13 protein-coding genes are annotated in these 17,708 nt (G+C 62.7%); 8 read left to right on the forward strand and 5 right to left on the reverse strand.

Features of this window, described 5'->3' with window-relative positions:
- Positions 1–132: 132 nt before the first annotated feature.
- The 5 genes from D0Y60_RS10470 to D0Y60_RS10490 all read left to right on the forward strand — a co-directional run bounded on the left by D0Y60_RS10470 (position 133) and on the right by D0Y60_RS10490 (position 6,411).
- On the forward strand, positions 133–1,254 hold the full coding sequence (locus D0Y60_RS10470; protein WP_117369500.1) for an AI-2E family transporter: 1,122 nt from the start codon (positions 133–135) through the stop codon (positions 1,252–1,254).
- A gap of 22 nt (positions 1,255–1,276) precedes the next feature.
- Complete coding sequence (gene hdaA / locus D0Y60_RS10475) at positions 1,277–1,963, forward strand: DnaA regulatory inactivator HdaA (RefSeq protein WP_117369502.1); 687 nt, start codon at positions 1,277–1,279, stop codon at positions 1,961–1,963.
- A gap of 94 nt (positions 1,964–2,057) precedes the next feature.
- Positions 2,058–4,277, forward strand: a complete 2,220-nt coding sequence (locus D0Y60_RS10480) for an RNA degradosome polyphosphate kinase (protein WP_117369504.1) — start codon at positions 2,058–2,060, stop codon at positions 4,275–4,277.
- A gap of 11 nt (positions 4,278–4,288) precedes the next feature.
- The gene (gene ppx / locus D0Y60_RS10485) at positions 4,289–5,809 is read left to right on the forward strand and encodes an exopolyphosphatase (protein WP_117369506.1); all 1,521 of its coding nucleotides are present in this window, start codon (positions 4,289–4,291) and stop codon (positions 5,807–5,809) included.
- Between the two features lie 8 nt (positions 5,810–5,817).
- Positions 5,818–6,411 (forward strand): DUF922 domain-containing protein, encoded by a 594-nt coding sequence (locus D0Y60_RS10490; protein ID WP_117369508.1) that lies wholly within the window; start codon positions 5,818–5,820, stop codon positions 6,409–6,411.
- A gap of 43 nt (positions 6,412–6,454) precedes the next feature.
- Here the strand turns inward: D0Y60_RS10490 and D0Y60_RS10495 are convergent, their stop codons facing one another.
- On the reverse strand, positions 6,455–7,813 hold the full coding sequence (locus D0Y60_RS10495) for an esterase-like activity of phytase family protein (RefSeq protein ID WP_117369510.1): 1,359 nt from the start codon (positions 7,811–7,813) through the stop codon (positions 6,455–6,457).
- A gap of 479 nt (positions 7,814–8,292) precedes the next feature.
- Here D0Y60_RS10495 and D0Y60_RS10500 point away from each other — a divergent pair, with 479 nt between their 5' ends.
- Positions 8,293–9,444, forward strand: coding sequence for a M10 family metallopeptidase C-terminal domain-containing protein (locus D0Y60_RS10500; RefSeq protein WP_117369512.1), 1,152 nt, complete (start codon positions 8,293–8,295; stop codon positions 9,442–9,444).
- Between the two features lie 70 nt (positions 9,445–9,514).
- Here the strand turns inward: D0Y60_RS10500 and rnd are convergent, their stop codons facing one another.
- The 4 genes from rnd to D0Y60_RS10520 all read right to left on the reverse strand — a co-directional run bounded on the left by rnd (position 9,515) and on the right by D0Y60_RS10520 (position 15,220).
- Complete coding sequence (gene rnd, locus D0Y60_RS10505; protein ID WP_117369751.1) at positions 9,515–10,660, reverse strand: ribonuclease D; 1,146 nt, start codon at positions 10,658–10,660, stop codon at positions 9,515–9,517.
- A 100-nt stretch (positions 10,661–10,760) separates the two neighbouring features.
- Positions 10,761–12,155, reverse strand: a complete 1,395-nt coding sequence (locus tag D0Y60_RS10510) for a multicopper oxidase family protein (RefSeq protein WP_117369514.1) — start codon at positions 12,153–12,155, stop codon at positions 10,761–10,763.
- 78 nt (positions 12,156–12,233) lie between these two features.
- A complete protein-coding gene (locus D0Y60_RS10515; RefSeq protein ID WP_117369516.1) occupies positions 12,234–13,475 on the reverse strand; it encodes an MFS transporter in 1,242 nt (413 codons plus the stop codon).
- Between the two features lie 89 nt (positions 13,476–13,564).
- Entirely contained in the window at positions 13,565–15,220 is a 1,656-nt protein-coding gene (locus D0Y60_RS10520) for a calcium-binding protein (RefSeq protein ID WP_117369518.1), read from the reverse strand.
- A gap of 251 nt (positions 15,221–15,471) precedes the next feature.
- Here D0Y60_RS10520 and aspS point away from each other — a divergent pair, with 251 nt between their 5' ends.
- Together aspS and D0Y60_RS10530 are read left to right on the forward strand one after the other, a co-directional pair.
- Positions 15,472–17,259, forward strand: coding sequence for an aspartate--tRNA ligase (gene aspS, locus D0Y60_RS10525; protein WP_117369520.1), 1,788 nt, complete (start codon positions 15,472–15,474; stop codon positions 17,257–17,259).
- A 94-nt stretch (positions 17,260–17,353) separates the two neighbouring features.
- On the forward strand, positions 17,354–17,677 hold the full coding sequence (locus tag D0Y60_RS10530) for a DUF1236 domain-containing protein (RefSeq protein WP_117369522.1): 324 nt from the start codon (positions 17,354–17,356) through the stop codon (positions 17,675–17,677).
- Positions 17,678–17,708 lie beyond the last annotated feature (31 nt).

Raw genomic sequence — 17,708 nt, forward strand, 5'->3', positions numbered from 1 at the left:
GGGAAGTCAGGGCTTTTTTCACCGATTTACCCGGCACGATGCCCCATTCGCCCGGCGAGCCTTGACCGCAATCCGCCCCGCATCCTATCTCCATTCCGTAGCGGCGACGATAAAAACACGAGGAAGAGCGCGATGGCAGCCCATATCAGCGGCGCGGGATTGAAGCGGCAGGTGATCTTCTGGCTTATCGCCTTCGTCTTCTTCGTGCTTTTCCTGCTGGTGTTTAGCGATATCCTCTTGCCGTTCATCGCGGGCATGGCGCTCGCCTATTTCCTCGATCCGGTCGCCGATCGGCTGGAGCGCATCGGCCTTTCGCGCATGATGTCGACTGTGGTCATCCTCGTGACCTTCGTCATCCTCTTCGCGCTTTCGCTGATGATCGTCATCCCTTTGCTTGCCACGCAGGCCGCCGAATTTCTGGAAAAGCTGCCCGGCTATGTCACCCAGCTTCAGGAGCTGGTGGCCAATTTCAATCCCAATCTGCTCCCGACCTGGATCAGCAGCCAGATGGGCACGATCAAGCAGAGCTTCTCCTCCATCCTTGCAGAAGGGGCAGGTTTCCTCGGCACGGTGTTCAAGCAGCTGTGGAATTCCGGCATGGCGCTGGTCAACATCGTCTCGCTGCTCGTCGTCACACCCGTCGTCGCCTTCTATCTGCTGCTGGACTGGGACCGCATGATCGCCAAGGTCGATAGCTGGGTGCCGCGCGACTATGTCGGCAATGTCCGGCAGATCGCCGCCGAGATGGACGCGGCGATTTCCGGCTTCGTGCGCGGGCAGGGCTCCATCTGCATCATCCTCGGCCTTTATTACGGTATCGGGCTTTCCTTCGCGGGCCTCAATTTCGGCCTGCTGATCGGCCTCTTCGCCGGCCTGATCAGCTTCGTTCCCTATGTCGGCTCGCTGGTCGGCCTGGTGCTTGCCATCGGCGTCGCTGTCGTGCAGTTCTGGCCGGATTACTGGATGGTCGTGCTGATCGCCGCCATCTTCTTCTCCGGCCAGTTCATCGAGGGCAATATCCTCCAGCCGAAACTGGTCGGCTCGCGTGTCGGGCTGCATCCGGTCTGGCTGATGTTCGCGCTCGTCGCCTTCGGCGCGCTGTTCGGCTTCGTCGGGCTGATGATCGCCGTGCCGGCCGCCGCCGCCGTCGGCGTGCTTGTCCGCTTCGGCCTGTCGCGCTACCTTGAAAGCGATCTCTACTACGGCGCGAGCAAACCCGTTCTCCTGGAAGAGAGCACGCCGGACGGCGAATAAGACAGAGTATCCGAGTAAAGCCATGACTTCGCGCAACAAAGCCGAGCAGCTGCCGCTCGCCTTCGGACACGACCCGGCAACAGGCCGCGACGACCTCCTGATCGCCGAGCCCGTCGATGCCGCGGTCGCGATGATCGACGCCTGGCCGCACTGGCCGGCACCCGTCGTCATCATCGCCGGCCCTGTCGGCTCCGGAAAGTCGCACCTCGCCGCGATCTGGCGCGAGAAGGCCGGCGCCGCGCTGATCGAGGCAAAGGCCGGGACGGGCGCGGAGGAAGCGGCCGAACACGGCCCCGTCCTGATCGAGGACGCGGACCGCAATGGCTTCCACGACCGCACACTGTTCCACATCATCAACAATGTGCGCCAGAACGGCCATACGCTGCTCATCACGAGCCGCCTCTGGCCGATGTCCTGGCCCGTCGAACTGCCGGACCTGCGCTCGCGCCTCAAGGCGGCGACCGTGGTGGAGATCGGCGAACCCGACGACGAACTGCTGTCACAAGTCATCGTTAAGCTCTTCGCTGACCGCCAGCTCTTCGTCGAGGACAGGCTGGTTGCCTATATGGTGGCGCGCATGGAGCGCTCGCTGGAAGCGGCGCAGACGCTGGTCGAACGGCTCGACCGTCTCGCGCTCGCCCGCGGCAGCCGCATCACGCGCACGCTGGCGCAGGAGGTTTTGGGCGAGATGGTCGGCGGCGAGGATTGACTGTCACAGTTCTGTCGTCAAACTGGGTTAAGCGCTTCGTAAAAAAGTAGAAATCGTTTCCGTCATTTGTGACGGCAGTCAGGGCGGACTTCTCATGGACACGGGCAACCCGGACCTTTCTCAAGAAAATCCCGCCGAGGGTCATCAGCCGCAAGCGCCCGCGCCCGGCATCGATGTCGAAGCCCTGATGGCGAGCCCGGAACGCTTCATCAACCGTGAATTCTCCTGGCTGCAATTCAATCGCCGCGTTCTCGAAGAAACGCTGAACACCGCTCATCCGCTGCTTGAGCGCGTGCGCTTCCTGTCGATTTCGGCCGCCAACCTCGATGAATTCTTCATGGTGCGCGTCGCCGGCCTCGAAGGCCAGGTGCGCCAGGGCATCGCGATCCGCAGCCCCGACGGCAAGACCTCGGCCGAACAGCTCGACGATATCCTGAAGGAGATCGACAATCTCCAGATGGAGCAGCAGGCCTCGCTGGCCGTACTGCAGCAATATCTCGCCAAGGAAGACATCCTGATCGTACGCCCGACGGCGCTTTCGAGTGACGACAAGGTCTGGCTGCAGCAGGAATTCACCCAGTCGATCTTCCCGGTGCTGACGCCGCTCTCCATCGACCCGGCGCATCCGTTCCCCTTCATCCCGAACCTCGGCTTCTCGATCGGTCTCCAGCTCGACAGCACCATGGGCAAGGAACCGATGACGGCACTCCTGCGCCTGCCGGTCGCGCTCGATCGCTTCATCCGCCTGCCGGATGCCAAGGGCGCGATCCGATATATTACGTTGGAAGATGCCGTCGGCCTGTTCATCGGCAAACTCTTCCCCGGTTATATCGTGCGCGGCTCGGGGACGTTCCGCATCATCCGCGACAGCGATATCGAAGTGGAGGAAGAGGCCGAAGATCTCGTGCGCTTCTTCGAGACGGCGCTGAAGCGCCGCCGCCGCGGCTCGGTGATCCGCATCGAGACCGATTCCGAAATGCCGGACACGCTGCGCCGCTTCGTGGTCGGCGAGCTCGGCGTGCCGGAAAACCGCGTTGCCGTCCTTCCGGGATTGCTCGCGCTCAATACCCTGTCGGAAATCACCAAGGCGCCGCGCAACGATCTCCGGTTCGAGCCCTACAATGCCCGATTTCCCGAACGCGTCCGGGAACACGCCGGCGATTGCTTTGCCGCAATCCGCGAAAAGGACATGGTCGTCCACCACCCCTACGAAAGCTTCGACGTGGTGGTCCAGTTCCTTCTCCAGGCTGCGCGCGATCCTGACGTTCTGGCGATAAAGCAGACGCTCTACCGCACCTCCAACGACAGCCCGATCGTGCGCGCGCTGATCGATGCGGCCGAAGCCGGCAAGTCGGTGACGGCGCTCGTTGAGTTGAAGGCCCGCTTCGACGAAGAGGCCAATATCCGCTGGGCGCGCGACCTGGAGCGCGCCGGCGTGCAGGTCGTCTTCGGCTTCATCGAACTTAAGACCCACGCCAAGATGTCGATGGTGGTGCGGCGCGAGGAGGGCAAGCTGCGGACCTATTGCCACCTCGGCACCGGCAACTACCACCCGATTACCGCGAAGATCTATACGGACCTGTCCTTCTTCACCTGCAACCCGACCATCGCCAACGACATGGCGAATATCTTCAACTTCATCACCGGCTACGGCGAGCCCGAAGCCGGCATGAAGCTCGCCTTCTCGCCCTATACGCTGCGCCCGCGCATCCTTCGGCACATTGATGAGGAGATTGCGCATGCGAAGAACGGCGCGCCGGCGGCGATCTGGATGAAGATGAATTCGCTTGTGGATCCCGAAACGATCGATGCGCTGTACCGCGCCAGCCAAGCCGGCGTGGCCGTCGATCTGGTGGTGCGCGGCATCTGCTGTCTGCGGCCGCAGGTGCCGGGCCTGTCGGACAATATCCGCGTCAAATCCATCGTCGGCCGCTTCCTCGAACATTCCCGCATCTTCTGCTTCGGCAATGGCCACGGGCTTCCCTCCGACAAGGCGCTGGTTTATATAGGCTCGGCGGACATGATGCCGCGAAACCTGGACCGGCGGGTCGAGACACTCGTGCCTCTGATCAACCGGACGGTGCATGAGCAGGTTCTCTCGCAGATCATGTTGGGCAATCTCATCGATAACCAGCAGAGCTACGAGATTCTTGCGGACGGAACGTCCCGGCGCATGGAAGTGCAGCCCGGTGCCGAGCCGTTCAACGCTCAGCACTACTTCATGACCAATCCCAGCCTGTCGGGCCGGGGTGAAGCCCTGAAGTCCTCCGCACCGAAGGCGATCGCGGGCTGGCAAGGCCGCCGGAAGAAATAAACTGGAACCGCATGGTTGAATCTGAAGCGCAGGGGCGTTTGCCTGGAATTGCCCCGGTGTCGGTCGTGGATATCGGTTCCAACTCTATACGCCTCGTGATCTACGAGGGCATGAGCCGTTCCCCCGCCGTCCTGTTCAACGAGAAGGTTATGTGCGGCCTCGGCAAGGGGCTCGCCAAGACCGGCCGCATGGACGAGGCGAGCGTCGACCGCGCGCTGGCCGCCCTGCACCGGTTCAAGGCCCTTTCCTGGCAGGCCCGCACCTCCACCATGTATGCGCTGGCGACCGCCGCCGCGCGCGAGGCGGAGAACGGCCCCGATTTCATCCACCGCGCCGAGATGATTCTCGGCCAGAAGGTGCGCGTGCTGACCGGCGAGGAGGAGGCCTATTTCTCCGCCCTCGGCATCGTCAGCGGCTTTGCCGATACCGACGGCATCGTCGGCGATCTCGGCGGCGGCTCGCTGGAGCTGGTCGATGTCGCCGGCGTGCAGGTCGGCAAGGGCATCACCTTGCCGCTCGGCGGCATCCGCCTGTCCGAAGCCTCGGGCGGCTCGGCCGCACAAGCCCGCATCGTCGCGCGCAAATATCTGCGCAATGCCGATCTCCTGAAGAAGGGCGCCGGCCGCGCCTTCTATGCCGTCGGCGGCACCTGGCGCGCCATCGGTGCGCTGCATATGGAAATGCAGAACTACCCGCTGCACATGATCCAGGGCTACGAACTCGGCTTCTCCGATGCCATGGATTTCCTGACGGACATCGTCACCGCCAAGGACCAGAAAGACTCCGCCTACAGCGCGATTTCCAAGAGCCGCCGCAATCTCCTGCCGTTTGGCGCCGTCGCCATGCAGGAGACGATCGCCATCATGAAGCCCTCGCGGGTGTTCTTCTCCGCCCAGGGCGTGCGTGAAGGCTATCTGTATTCGCTGCTCGCCGATCGGGAGAAGGCGCGCGATCCGTTGCTGGCCGCCGCCAGCGAGCTTGCCATCCTGCGCGCCCGCTCGCCGGAACACGCTCGCGAACTGGCCGCCTGGACTGGCCGCATGATGCCGCTCTTCGGCATTACCGAGACCGACGAGGAGCATCGCTACCGCGAAGCCGCCTGCCTGCTTGCCGATATCAGTTGGCGCGCGCACCCGGATTATCGCGGCCTGCAGGCGCTGAACCTCATCGCGCATGGCACCTTTATCGGCATCACCCATCCCGGCCGCGCCTTTATCGCGCTCGCCAACTATTACCGTTTCGAAGGCCTGAACGACGACGCCGTCAGCAGTTCGCTCGCCGCGATCGCGACACCGCGCCTGCGCGAACTGGCAAAGCTTGTCGGCGGCCTGCTGCGCATCGTCTATCTGTTCTCGGCCTCCATGCCGGGCGTCGTGCCGCATCTGGCGTTCCGCAAATCGGCGAGCCCGGATATCGACCTCGAACTCGTCGTGCCCTCGGACTATTCCGAGCTTGCCGGCGAGCGCCTCGATGGCCGTCTGCAGCAGCTTGCCAAGCTCACCGGCAAGCGGCTTGCCTTCAAATTCCTGTAAGGCCTGCCATGCGTACTGCGTTTCGTTTCCTTTTCGCCGCCAGTCTCTTTCTTTCCGGCCATGCCGCCGCGCAGGACTGGCAGGCAACCGAGCGGGTCGAGCCCTATACGGTGCAAGGGGACACCGGCCTCGAAATCTATCAGTCGATCGGCGAGCGCGGCCCGAAACTCGGCGTTGCCCGCGTCATCGCCCATACCGGCTTCAAGCTGACCTGGACGCGCAAATACGAGCGCCAGGGGGATGCGTGCGTCATCACGGTGAACAAGCCGAAGCTCATCATCACCTACACCTTGCCCAAGCTGAAATCGAAACTCTCCGAGCCGCTGAAAAGCCGCTGGGACACCTTTATCGCGGGCGTCACCGCGCATGAAAAAATCCACGGCGATTTTATCAAGGACATGGTCAAGCAGATCGAGGCGATGAGCGTCGGCATGACGGTCGAGAACGACCCGAACTGCCGGAAGATCCGTCCGCAGCTGCAGGCGCGCCTCGGCGAACTCTCCGACGCCCAGCGCGCTCGCAGCCGTGAATTCGACAAGGTCGAGCTCAGCGATGGCGGCAATGTGCACCAGTTGATTCTGCAGTTGGTCGATCCGAGGTAAGTTGAAGGGAAGGGCGGCACCACCAGATGCCGCCGCGTGCCGATCACTCGGCCTTGAGGAGATCGCCCACTTCCAGAAGCACGAATTCGTTGTCGTCTGCCTTGTCCAGCGCGCGGCCGGCGGAGAAGGGCAGGTTGTTGTCGTTGCCGACGATGATGTGCGTCTCATCCACGCGGTCGACGTTTTCGATCGTCAAGAACGGCATGTCGTAGAAGCCGTCGCCGCCGCCCTGGCGCTTCCTGTTTTCGGGATCGGCTATCTTCAGGAGATCGATATAACCGATCTTGCGCACGGCCCTGCCGACGTTCTCGTCAGTCATGGCGATCTTGTAGATACGCTTGATCCTGGAGGCGGTGGCGAAGCAATCCGGCTTCGGGGCCTTCGGGTCGGCGCAGGCCTTGTCGGCCGTGCCGGCGCCGTTGTCGCGCTCGATCACCAGGGCGGTCGTCTCGTCCAGCATGTTGAAATCGCCGATCGCCTCGCCGCCTTCAGCGAGCGGATAGAGCCAACTGCGGCCCGTCCAAGCCTTGGACGCGACGTCGAGCTCGATGATGCGCAACGCCGGGCGGCCATCCGCCTGCTCGACGCTTTCGCTGTCGACCCAGATCGGGCCTTCCAGCAGGCCGTAGAGTTTCGAGCCGTCCTTCGAAAGCGCAAGGCCCTCATAGCCGCCGGAGCGCTTGAGATTGAAGACCGGCATCTTTTTCGACGGGTCGGCCTGGACGGTGAGCGTCGCATTGTCGGGCGAGGTCACCGGTTTGCCCTCGACCTCCGTGGCGATGACGTCGTTCAGCTTGCCCTGAAGGTCGAACTTCAGGATGTAGGGACCGAATTCCTCGCCGATCCAGAACCCGTCGGCGACCGGCTGGATGGATTCCACGTCGAAATCGCCGCCCGTCAGATAGCGCTTCTCTGCACCTTCCATGACGATCGGGAAAGGCGCCTTCTTGTCCGGGTCGGAGAGGAACACGGTCTTGACCGGTTCCATCGTGCCCTTGTCCCAGTCGAAGCGCACATTGTGGATCATCAGCATGGCGTCGGTGGAGTTCAGCTTATTGCCGAAACCGTTGTCGGACAGTGTCCAGAACGAGCCGTCGTCCATCGCCTTGATGCCGGAGAAACCCTGCATCGGCTGGCCGTCGAAGGGCAGGGAAAGGCCGGTTTCGCGCACGCCGTCCTTGCCCATGACGGTGCCGAGCGCATCGACGCGCTTGCGGTCGGCCGTCGAGAACTTGCCCGAGGTCTTGAGATAGTCGGCGGCATCGGCGGGTGCCGCGAGGATCGTATTGGCCGGAAGGATGGCATGGGCCTTCAGCGTGGCCGGAAATTCCTTTTCCGCGGCGAAGGCTGCGGTTGTCATCAGAAGCGAAAGGGCGGCGGTGGCAAAAAGATGTTTGGTCATATCGTCCTCGGGGTTCGAAAAGCGAGGCCGTTTGATAGGAGCTATGCATGACTGCCGCTTGACAGTTGCTTGTCGTTTTCATGACGAGGATGCGGGATTTTGCGTTTGCTTTGGACACGTCTGCAAGAGCACCACTTCTACTTGATTTTTTAGTGGATTCTTGTTTAATTAAAATTGAATTCTGACGGGGCGAAACGGAAAGCCGGTTGTTTTCTGTGCTATGGCGCAATTGGGCGAGCATTGTGTAGATCAACGCGGTCGTCAGCGATGCAGATATGCAAAGCTCTATGACACACCGTAATATCCACAAGTTTAGCGATTACGCAGTCACATTATAATGCTATCGAAAGTTAAGCGCCGAATTTGAAGTCGCGTCATATAGCGCGGTCGGCAGAATTAAATCACGCAGAAGCGGCCCGGAAATGAGCGAAGGCTTGCCGAGCCGACTGGCGGATCGGAATTAACGGAGGGAACACGACGTGGGTACCATCAATTCGAACATCAGCAGAACACTCAACGGCTCGACGCAATTCAGCGTTGGTGAAGAAACCTATCAATGGTTTGACCGTTGGCTCGACAATATGAGTCTCTGGGCGCCGACGGATGCCCCCATGCGGACCGTGAGCCTCAGCCTTACCGGCAATTCCTGGGGTGCAGGTGTCATCCGCATAAGCGGCAATGCCAACGTGACGATCACCGACTCGACGAACGGCGCAACGGACGACAATCGCGTCTATATCAGCTACCTCGCACTTGGCACGAACGGAACAAGCACGGTCAACCTGAAAAACGCAGAGGTGGAAACGCTCGTTGGTGGCGGTAATACCGAGAACGTCACTATCGGTTACTGGGCGAGCTACATCGGCCTGAACCGTGGCAATGACTCGGTTTCCGTCGTTGGAAACGGCGAAGTCGGCACGATGGATCTTGGCCGCGGCGCCGACAAGCTCACGACCACAGGCAACGCCTGGGTCGGAGCCGTCTATATGGCGCGTGGCAATGACACGGTCACGCTTGGCGCGGGTGGCGCCGATTACATATCGCTGGGGCGCGATGCCGACACGATCAAGTTCGCGGCGCTGACCGACAAGGGCCAGCATGTCACCGTCGACGGCGGCGAGGGCGTGTCGGAGACGACAGACAAGGATATCGATACCGTCGATTTCTCCGCTTTCAGCAGCGCGCTGACGATCGATCTCGACGGCCAGTCCACGGTGAAGACCGGAGCGGGCAACTTCCATATCCGGAATTTCGAAAACGTCATCGGCGGTTCGGGCAAGGATACGATCATTGCCAGCGCGGATGTCAATGTCCTCAAGGGCGGCGGCGGTGCCGATACCTTCGTCTTCGAAACGGTCGCGGCCGTGAAAGGCGACAAGATTCTCGACTTCACGCAGGGAAGCGACAAGATCAACCTTTCGGCAATCGACGCCAATGCTTCAGCTGCAGGAAGCGCTGCATTCAAGTTCATCGGTACAGCAGCTTTCAGCGACGTCGCCGGCCAACTGCGCTATCTGCAGAAGAATGGCGATACGCTTATCCAGGGCGACGTGAATGGTGACGGCACCGCCGACTTCACCCTCACCATCGATGCGCTTGTCACGCTGAAGAGCACGGATTTCATCCTCTAAGCTGGCTTCTGCTGCAAACACAAAGGGCGGCCCTGGGCCGCCCTTTTCCATCCGCGCCATGTTTGCGGGATCAGATCTCTACCGCCTCGATCTTCTTGTCGACGAAGCGGAGCGCCACCTTGCCGCCGATGAGGTTGAGGGCGGTTTCGCCGAAGAGGTCGCGGCGCCAGCCTTTGAGGGCGGGCACGTCGGCGGCCTCGCCTTCGATGGCGATCTTTTCGAGGTCGTCGGAATTGGCGATGATCTTGGCGGCGACGCCTTCCTTTTCGGAAACGATCTTGAGCAGCACCTTCAGCATTTCGCTGGCCGATGCAGCCCCTTCTGGAACATGGGTCTGGCGCGGCAGGCGGGGCAGGTCGGTCTTCGGGATCGCCAGCGCCTCGCCTACGGCCTCGAGCAGCGCGGTGCCAGACTGCGAGCGTTCCCAGCCCTTGGGGATGGTGCGCAGCCGCGCCAGTGCTTCGGCGTCGGCCGGCTGTTGCTGGGCGATTTCGTAGATCGTGTCGTCCTTCAGGATGCGCGAGCGCGGCACGTTGCGGCCGCGGGCCTCCCGTTCGCGCCAGGCGGCGACCTTCTGCAGCACGGCCAGCTCGATCGGCTTCTTGACGCGCATCTTGAGCCGCTTCCAGGCATCGTCGGGATGCAGGTCATAGGTCTCGCGCGATTCCAGAACCGCCATTTCCTCGGTCAGCCACAGCGAGCGGCCGGCTTCATCGAGCTTCTCCTTCAGCGCCAGATAGACGTCGCGCAGATGGGTGACGTCGGCCAGCGCATATTCGAGCTGCTTGTCGGTGAGCGGGCGGCGGCTCCAGTCGGTGAAGCGCGAGGACTTGTCGATATGCTCGCCTTTGATCTTCTGCACGAGCTGGTCATAGGAGACGCTGTCGCCGAAGCCGCAGACCATGGCGGCGACCTGGGTGTCGAAAATCGGATGCGGAATGAGATTGCCGCGGTTGAAGATGATTTCGATGTCCTGCCGCGCAGCGTGGAACACCTTCAACACGGCGGAATTCGCCATCAGCTCGAAGAAGGGGGCAAGGTCGAGACCCTTGGCCAGCGGATCGACGATCACCTCGATCTCGGGACCAGCGAGTTGGATCAGGCAGAGTTCCGGCCAGAAGGTCGTTTCCCGCAGGAACTCCGTGTCGATGGTCAGATACTCGGAACGGGCGAGCGTCTCACAGGCGTCGCGAAGGGCTGCGGTGGTCTCGATGATCTGCATGACGGGCTCGGGCGGACTTTCTTGATTTTTATGATCGCGCAGCTTTAGACGGTCCACGGTTTTGCCACAATCGAAAATTTGCCCGCCGGAAACCTCAGGTTACGCGCAAATAGCTCGTCATGCCGGTCTTCTGGTGCTCGATGATGTGGCAATGAAACACCCAGTCGCCTGGATTGTCGGCCACCAGTGCCAATTGCACCTTCTCGTCCGGCAGGATCAGGTAGGTGTCGGAAAAATGCGGGCGGATCGTCTGCTTGTTCGAATTCATCGGCCGGAAGGACAGGCCGTGCAGATGCAGCGGGTGGATCTGCGGCGTTGGGTTCTCGACGTTGAAGATATAGGTTTTGCCTGCCTTCATCTCGGCAAGCGGCGCGGTCGGGTCACCCGTATCGTCGGCCCACGGCACCCGATTGATCGCCCAGAAATTATAACCGAGCGAGCCGCAGATACCGTCTTTCGGCCGCTCCTCGGCGGAGGCGCTGAGGATGAAGGGCAGTTCGGTGGCGGCAGACAGGTCGGGCTCGGATAGCGGATTGGCGGCAAGGGCGGGCAGGTCCCGGATATCGCGTTTCAGCGAGGTGCCGACAGCGCGGAAAGTCGCAAGCGTCGCGGGTTTTGTGCCGCGCAGGTCCATGAGGTTGGCGACGGCACCTTCGCTATCGGGCATGCGCAGCGCGAGGTCGAGCCGCTGGCCGGGACCGATCATCAGGTGATCGAGCACGAAGCGTTCGGCGGCCGGATTGCCGTCGATGGCGATGACCTCTGCCTTGGCCCCTTCCATGTTGAGCGCCAGGATGCGGGTGACGTCCGTCGAGGCGAGGCGCAGACGCACGAGGCCGCCGGAAGGCGCGTCATACTGCGGCGATTGCCGCCAGTTGGCGGTGCGCACAGTGCCGAAGGTGCCGGCGCGGGCGGCGTCGCGCGGCTTGAACTGGGCGATGAACTGCCCGTCGCCGCCCAGCCGCCAGTCGCGCAGGTTCAGCACGATCTCGGCGTCGAAAATGGGATCGGCGGGATCCTCCACCACGATGAGCCCGTTGAGACCGCGGCCCATCTGCTCAAGCGTGTTGCAGTGGGGATGATACCAGAAGGTGCCGGCATCGGGCGGCGTGAAGGCATAATCGAAGCCGTCGCCGCCATAGACATAGGGCTGCGTCAGGAAGGGCACGCCGTCCATCCTGTTGTCGATGCGCAATCCGTGCCAGTGGATCGTGGTGGGTTCGGCAAGCTTGTTGTCGAGCCTGAGCGCGAAGGGTTTTCCGCGCTGCATGCGCAGCACCGGCGGTATCTCGCCATCGCCATAGGTCATGACGCCCTTGGTTGGCCCCTTGTCCGTAAGCAAGGCCTCGGCGTTGCGGGCGACCAGCGTCGTTTTCGCCTGTGCTTGCGCCGATAAACCGCCGAAACGGCCCGCGAGGCTCACGCCGCCGGCATAGGCTCCGGCGACGAGTGCGCCCTTCATCAGCGTGCGGCGTGTCAGCATGGCAATCCCTCCGGTGCGTCACCCGCTTCTAAACCTGAGGGCAGGGCTCAGCAATGCGCCTGATGCAACCAGATTGCCGCAGGCTCAGGAACGGTCATTGCGGTCTTTTTCCGAGGCGGCGAGTTTGTTGAAAAAGAAGGAGGTGCGCAGCAGGTTGCGGAAACGGCTGCGCCGCTCGCCGGCGGGCACGGCCGGGCGCGCGCTCATGCGCAGCGCCGTATAGAACATGAAGGCGACGAGGATGACGGCGGTGTAGAGGAACAGCGCCTGCGGGCCGAAGACCTGCAGCAGCACCGAGGCGAAGAGCGGGCCGATGATCGCGCCACAGGACCAGAAGAACAGCATGCCGGCCGAAACCAGCGCGTGCTCGCCGTCGCCCGCATGGTCGTTGGCATGGGCCGAACAGAGCGAATAGAGCGGCATGGCGAAAGCGCCGAAGATGAATATGCCGACGAAATTGCGCCACTCGTTACCGCCGGCGAAGAAGGCGAGATAGAGCGCGGCGAGCGCCGAGCCGAGTGTGGCGACGAGGATGATCAAGCGCCGGTCGAGCCGGTCGGAATAGATGCCGAGCGGATATTGCAGCACCACGCCGCCGACGATGCCGGCACTCATGAAGCTGGCGATCGCCGTGACCGACAGGCCGATGTCGTGCGCGTAGATTGGCCCGAGATTGCGGAAGGCCGCATTGGTGAGCCCCACGACGATGCAGCCGACGGTGGCGAGAGGCGAGATGTTCCAGAGTTTCTTGACGTCGAAGCGGATCGCTTCTGGCACGGTCGGGCTGGAGCGGTCGGCGAGCGAAATAGGTACGAGCGACAAGGACAGCGCCATGGCGACGATGGCGAACAGTTCGAAACCGCCGATGCCGATGCCGGGGATGAGATATTGCGCTGCGGTCACCGAGCCCAGATCGACGAGGCGATAGATCGACAGCGTGCGCGCCCGGTTGGCATTGGTGACGGAGGCGTTGAGCCAGCTTTCGACGGTGGCGAAGAGGCTCGCAAAACAGATGCCGGCGACGATGCGCATGACGAACCACATCAGCGGATCGATCAAAAGCACCATGGCAATCGCCGACGCTGAGGCGATGGCGGCCATCGCCGAGAATGTCCTGATATGCCCGATCGCCCGCAGCACGCGCGTCACATAGATGCAGCCGATGGCAAAACCGATGCTGTAGCCCGCCCCGACAAAACCGATCGTCGCGGTCGAAAACCCCTCCTGCGAGGCGCGCAGCGCAATGAACGTGCCCTGAAGGCCGTTGCCGCCGATGAGAATGCCTGCGGTGAGGAGGAGGGGAATCAGAGGGCGAATCGTGGACATGCGGCCACTATGGCGGAGGTTTTGCCGAATGGCAGGGGATTTCAGGCGGAAACCGCATGGATTTCATGGGTTTCGGCCCCGCCGTCCGTTCAGAGCAGGAAATCGGAGCCGGTCAGGCGGCCGCTCTCTACCGAGGTGATGACGCGCAGCTCGAAATCGGCCTGGCCGTCGGCATCGACATGGCCGGAAACGATGTTGAGGATGCTTTCGGCAATTCCGTCTCCGTCCTTGTCGAGAGAGCTGGCGGTGAGAACCAGCGTGCCGGCGCCAGGCGTCACCGGAATGGCGGGCACATCACCGGGTCGCGTGGGCGGCACGACGGGAATGAAGGCGGTGAAATTGTCGTTGCCGACATTGCCGGTAATGGCATCGATGGCCGAGAGGTCAATGCGGTCGGTGCCGCGCAGGAAGTCGGTGATCGTGTCGGCGAGGCCGACGCGGCTGTCGGCGGTGCTTTTGAAGATGAAGTCGTCGATGCCGGAGCCGCCCGTCAGCGTGTCCTTGCCGATATTGCCGATCAGGAAGTCGCGGCCGTCGCCGCCGTCGATCGTGTCGTTGCCCACATGGCCGTCGATGGTGTCGCTGCCGCCATTGCCCTTGATGACGTTGCGCCGCAGGTCGCCGGTCAGTTCGTCGGCATTGCGCGAGCCCGTGATGTTCTCGAAATTGGAGAAACGGTCGCCCTCGGCATCGCCACCGGACGCGGTGCCCTCGCGCAGGTTGATGCGCACGCCGGCGCCGGACAGCGAATAGTCGAGCGTATCGACATTGTCGTTGCCATCGAGCCGATCGGCGCCCGCGCCGCCGGAAATCCGGTCGTTGCCCTCGCCGCCGGTAAGCACGTCGGCGCCACCCTTGCCCGAGAGCACATCGTCGCCCTTGTCGCCGCGCAGGCGGTTGGTGCCGTCCGTGCCGGAGATCGCGTCGTTGAATTTGGTGCCCGTGACATTTTCGAAGCCCGTGAGCCGGTCCGTCTCCAGCGTGCTGCCAATGCCCTGGCCGCTTACCGAAACAAGGCTCGCGCTGCCGGGGCCGGCGAAGGGCGAAACGAGGGAGATCAGCGTCGAGAAGGTGCTGCCGGTCGGTACGGTCACGTTGTTCCAGGAGGCGAAGGACAGCTCGTCCGTGCCGAAGCCGCCGGTCATCGCGTCGTTGCCGCGGCCGCCGTCGACGACGTCGTTGCCGATGCCGAGGTCGATGATGTCGGCGCCCGCACCGCCGCGCACGGTGTCGTTGCCGCCGACGGCCTGAATGGTGCGGCCGATATCGTCATTGGTAATGATGTCGTCGTTGGAGGTGAAGTTGAGCACTTCGACTGATGTCAGCGACAGCGTGCCGAGGCGCTCGCCGCCGATATTGCGGACGATGCCGGTGGCCACATTGTAGTCGATGCCGATGCTGCGCGGCCCCTCAAGGGCTTCGGTGACGACATCGAAAGCGCCGGTGGCGAAAATGACGCTGCGGAAGGCCAGCGTATCGGTGCCCGATCCGCCGTTGAACGTGTCGTCGCCTCTCTGGTAGATCATCCGATCGTTGCCGCTGTCGCCGAACACGTCGTCGTTTCCGTCGCCGCCGACCAGCGTATCGTTGCCGCCTCCGCCGAAAAGCCGGTCGTCGCCGCGCATGCCGTAGAGCGCATCGTTGCCGCCCTTGCCGAACATCTCGTCGTCGCGGCCGCCCCAGTCGGTGGTCTTGTTGTTGCCGAAGATCGTGTCCTTGCCGTCGCCGCCGTTGAAAGTCGCCATGATCGTCCCTCCCGTTGCCAGCGCCGATGGCGCGTTCTAGGGGGATTATGCATGGTGTGACGCACAGGCGCTGTCACATGCGAAACAGGTCGGCCGGCTTTCGAACGTCGGGAGAGGGCGCCGCAAGAGGGGCCGCAATTGCCTCAAGCCTTGACAAACAGGCCTCATCATGCGCTTTTCCGCCCGATTTTTCCTGGGTAAACGCGCCGGATTCTTCCCGCGTGGTCCCTCACGCATTTCAGGATACCACGATGCACCGTTACCGCAGCCACACCTGTGCCGCCCTCCGCAAGGCCGATGTCGGCCAGACCGTTCGTCTTTCGGGCTGGGTTCACCGCGTCCGCGACCATGGCGGCGTGCTCTTCATCGATCTGCGCGATCATTACGGCATCACCCAGGTCGTCGCCGATCCGGACAGCCCGGCCTTCAAGAAGGCCGAGACCGTGCGCGGCGAATGGGTCATCCGCATCGACGGCCTCGTCAAGGCGCGCACGGAAGACACCGTCAACAAGGGCATGCCGACCGGCGAGATCGAACTCTACGCCCAGGAGATCGAAGTGCTCTCCGCCGCCAAGGAACTGCCGCTGCCGGTCTTCGGCGAGCCGGAATATCCGGAAGACGTGCGCCTGAAGTACCGCTTCATCGACTTGCGCCGCGAGACGCTGCACAAGAACATCGTGCGCCGCACGCAGATCATCTCCTCCATGCGCAAGGGCATGGGCGAGGCCGGCTTTGCCGAATACACCACGCCGATCCTGACGGCTTCCTCGCCGGAAGGCGCGCGCGACTTCCTCGTGCCGTCGCGCATCCATGAAGGCAAGTTCTTCGCACTGCCGCAGGCCCCGCAGCAGTACAAGCAGCTTTTGATGGTCGCCGGCTTCGACCGCTACTTCCAGATCGCGCCGTGCTTCCGCGACGAAGACCCGCGCGCCGACCGTCTGCCGGGTGAGTTCTACCAGCTCGACGTCGAAATGAGCTTCGTCACCCAGGAAGACGTCTGGGAAATGATGGAGCCGATGATGACGGCCGTCTTCGAGGAATTCGCCGAAGGCAAGCCCGTTACGAAGCAGTGGCCGCGCATCCCCTATGACGAAGCCATCCGCAAATACGGCTCCGACAAGCCGGACCTGCGCAACCCTATCGTCATGCAGGCCGTCACCGATCATTTCGCCGGTTCGGGCTTCAAGGTCTTCGCGAACATGATCGCGTCCAACCCGAAGGTCCAGGTCTGGGCGATCCCGGCCAAGACCGGCGGCAGCCGCGCGTTCTGCGACCGCATGAACGCCTGGGCGCAGTCGACCGGCCAGCCCGGCCTCGGCTACATCTTCTGGCGCAAGGAAGGCGAGAAGCTCGAGGGCGCCGGCCCGCTCGCCAAGAACATCGGCGAGGAGCGCACGGAAGCCATCCGCACGCAGCTCGGCCTCGATGACGGCGACGCCTGCTTCTTCGTCGCCGGCGACCCGGCCAAGTTCTACAAGTTTGCCGGCGAAGCCCGCACCCGCGCCGGCGAGGAACTGAATCTCGTCGACCGCGACCGTTTCGAAATGTGCTGGATCGTCGACTTCCCGTTCTACGAATACAACGAGGACGAAAAGAAGATTGATTTCGCACACAACCCCTTCTCCATGCCGCAGGGCGGTCTCGAAGCCTTCGACAGCAAGGATCCGCTTGAGCTGAAGGCCTACCAGTACGACGCGGTCTGCAACGGCTTCGAAATCGCCTCGGGCTCGATCCGTAACCAGTCACCGGAGCTGATGGTCAAGGCCTTCGAAAAGGTCGGCCTCAGCCAGCAGGACGTGGAAGAGCGCTTCGGCGGCCTCTATCGCGCATTCCAGTACGGCGCGCCTCCGCACGGCGGCTGCGCCTTTGGTATCGACCGCGTGGTCATGCTGCTCGTCGGTGCGAAGAACCTGCGCGAAATCTCGCTGTTCCCGATGAACCAGCAGGCGCAGGATCTCCTGATGAATGCCCCGTCGCCAGCAACGCCGACGCAGCTTCGGGAACTGGCGCTGCGCGTCGTTCCGTCCAAGAAGGACTAAGATTTCGGGAGGCGAGGGCCGTCTTGCGGCTCTCGCCTTCGGAACACTAGGCCATCAGGCCCGTTCTCCCCGCGTCAATCAGAGGAGAACGACTATGCGTAAGACACTTGTTTCGGCCGCAGCCCTGGCGCTTCTGGCCCTGAGCGGCTCGGCCTTTGCCCAGGATACCGTCATCGTCCAGGATCCGGTGGTCACCCAGTCGACCGTCGTCGTGCCGGGTGAAGTCCGCACCTATGTCCTGGAGCAGCAGGTTCCGTCCGTCACCTATGAAGGTGATGTCGTGGTCGGAGCCGTCGTGCCCGATACCGTTGAAATTCACACGATCGACGGCCATGCCGACTATGCCTATTCGGTGGTCAATGACCAGCGGGTGATCGTCAATCCGCAGACCCGCACCATCGTGCAGGTCGTGGAGTAACAGCCTGAACGCATCGAGCCCGGCGCCCGCG

Source organism: Shinella sp. WSJ-2 (assembly GCF_003432075.1).
Lineage (GTDB): Bacteria > Pseudomonadota > Alphaproteobacteria > Rhizobiales > Rhizobiaceae > Shinella.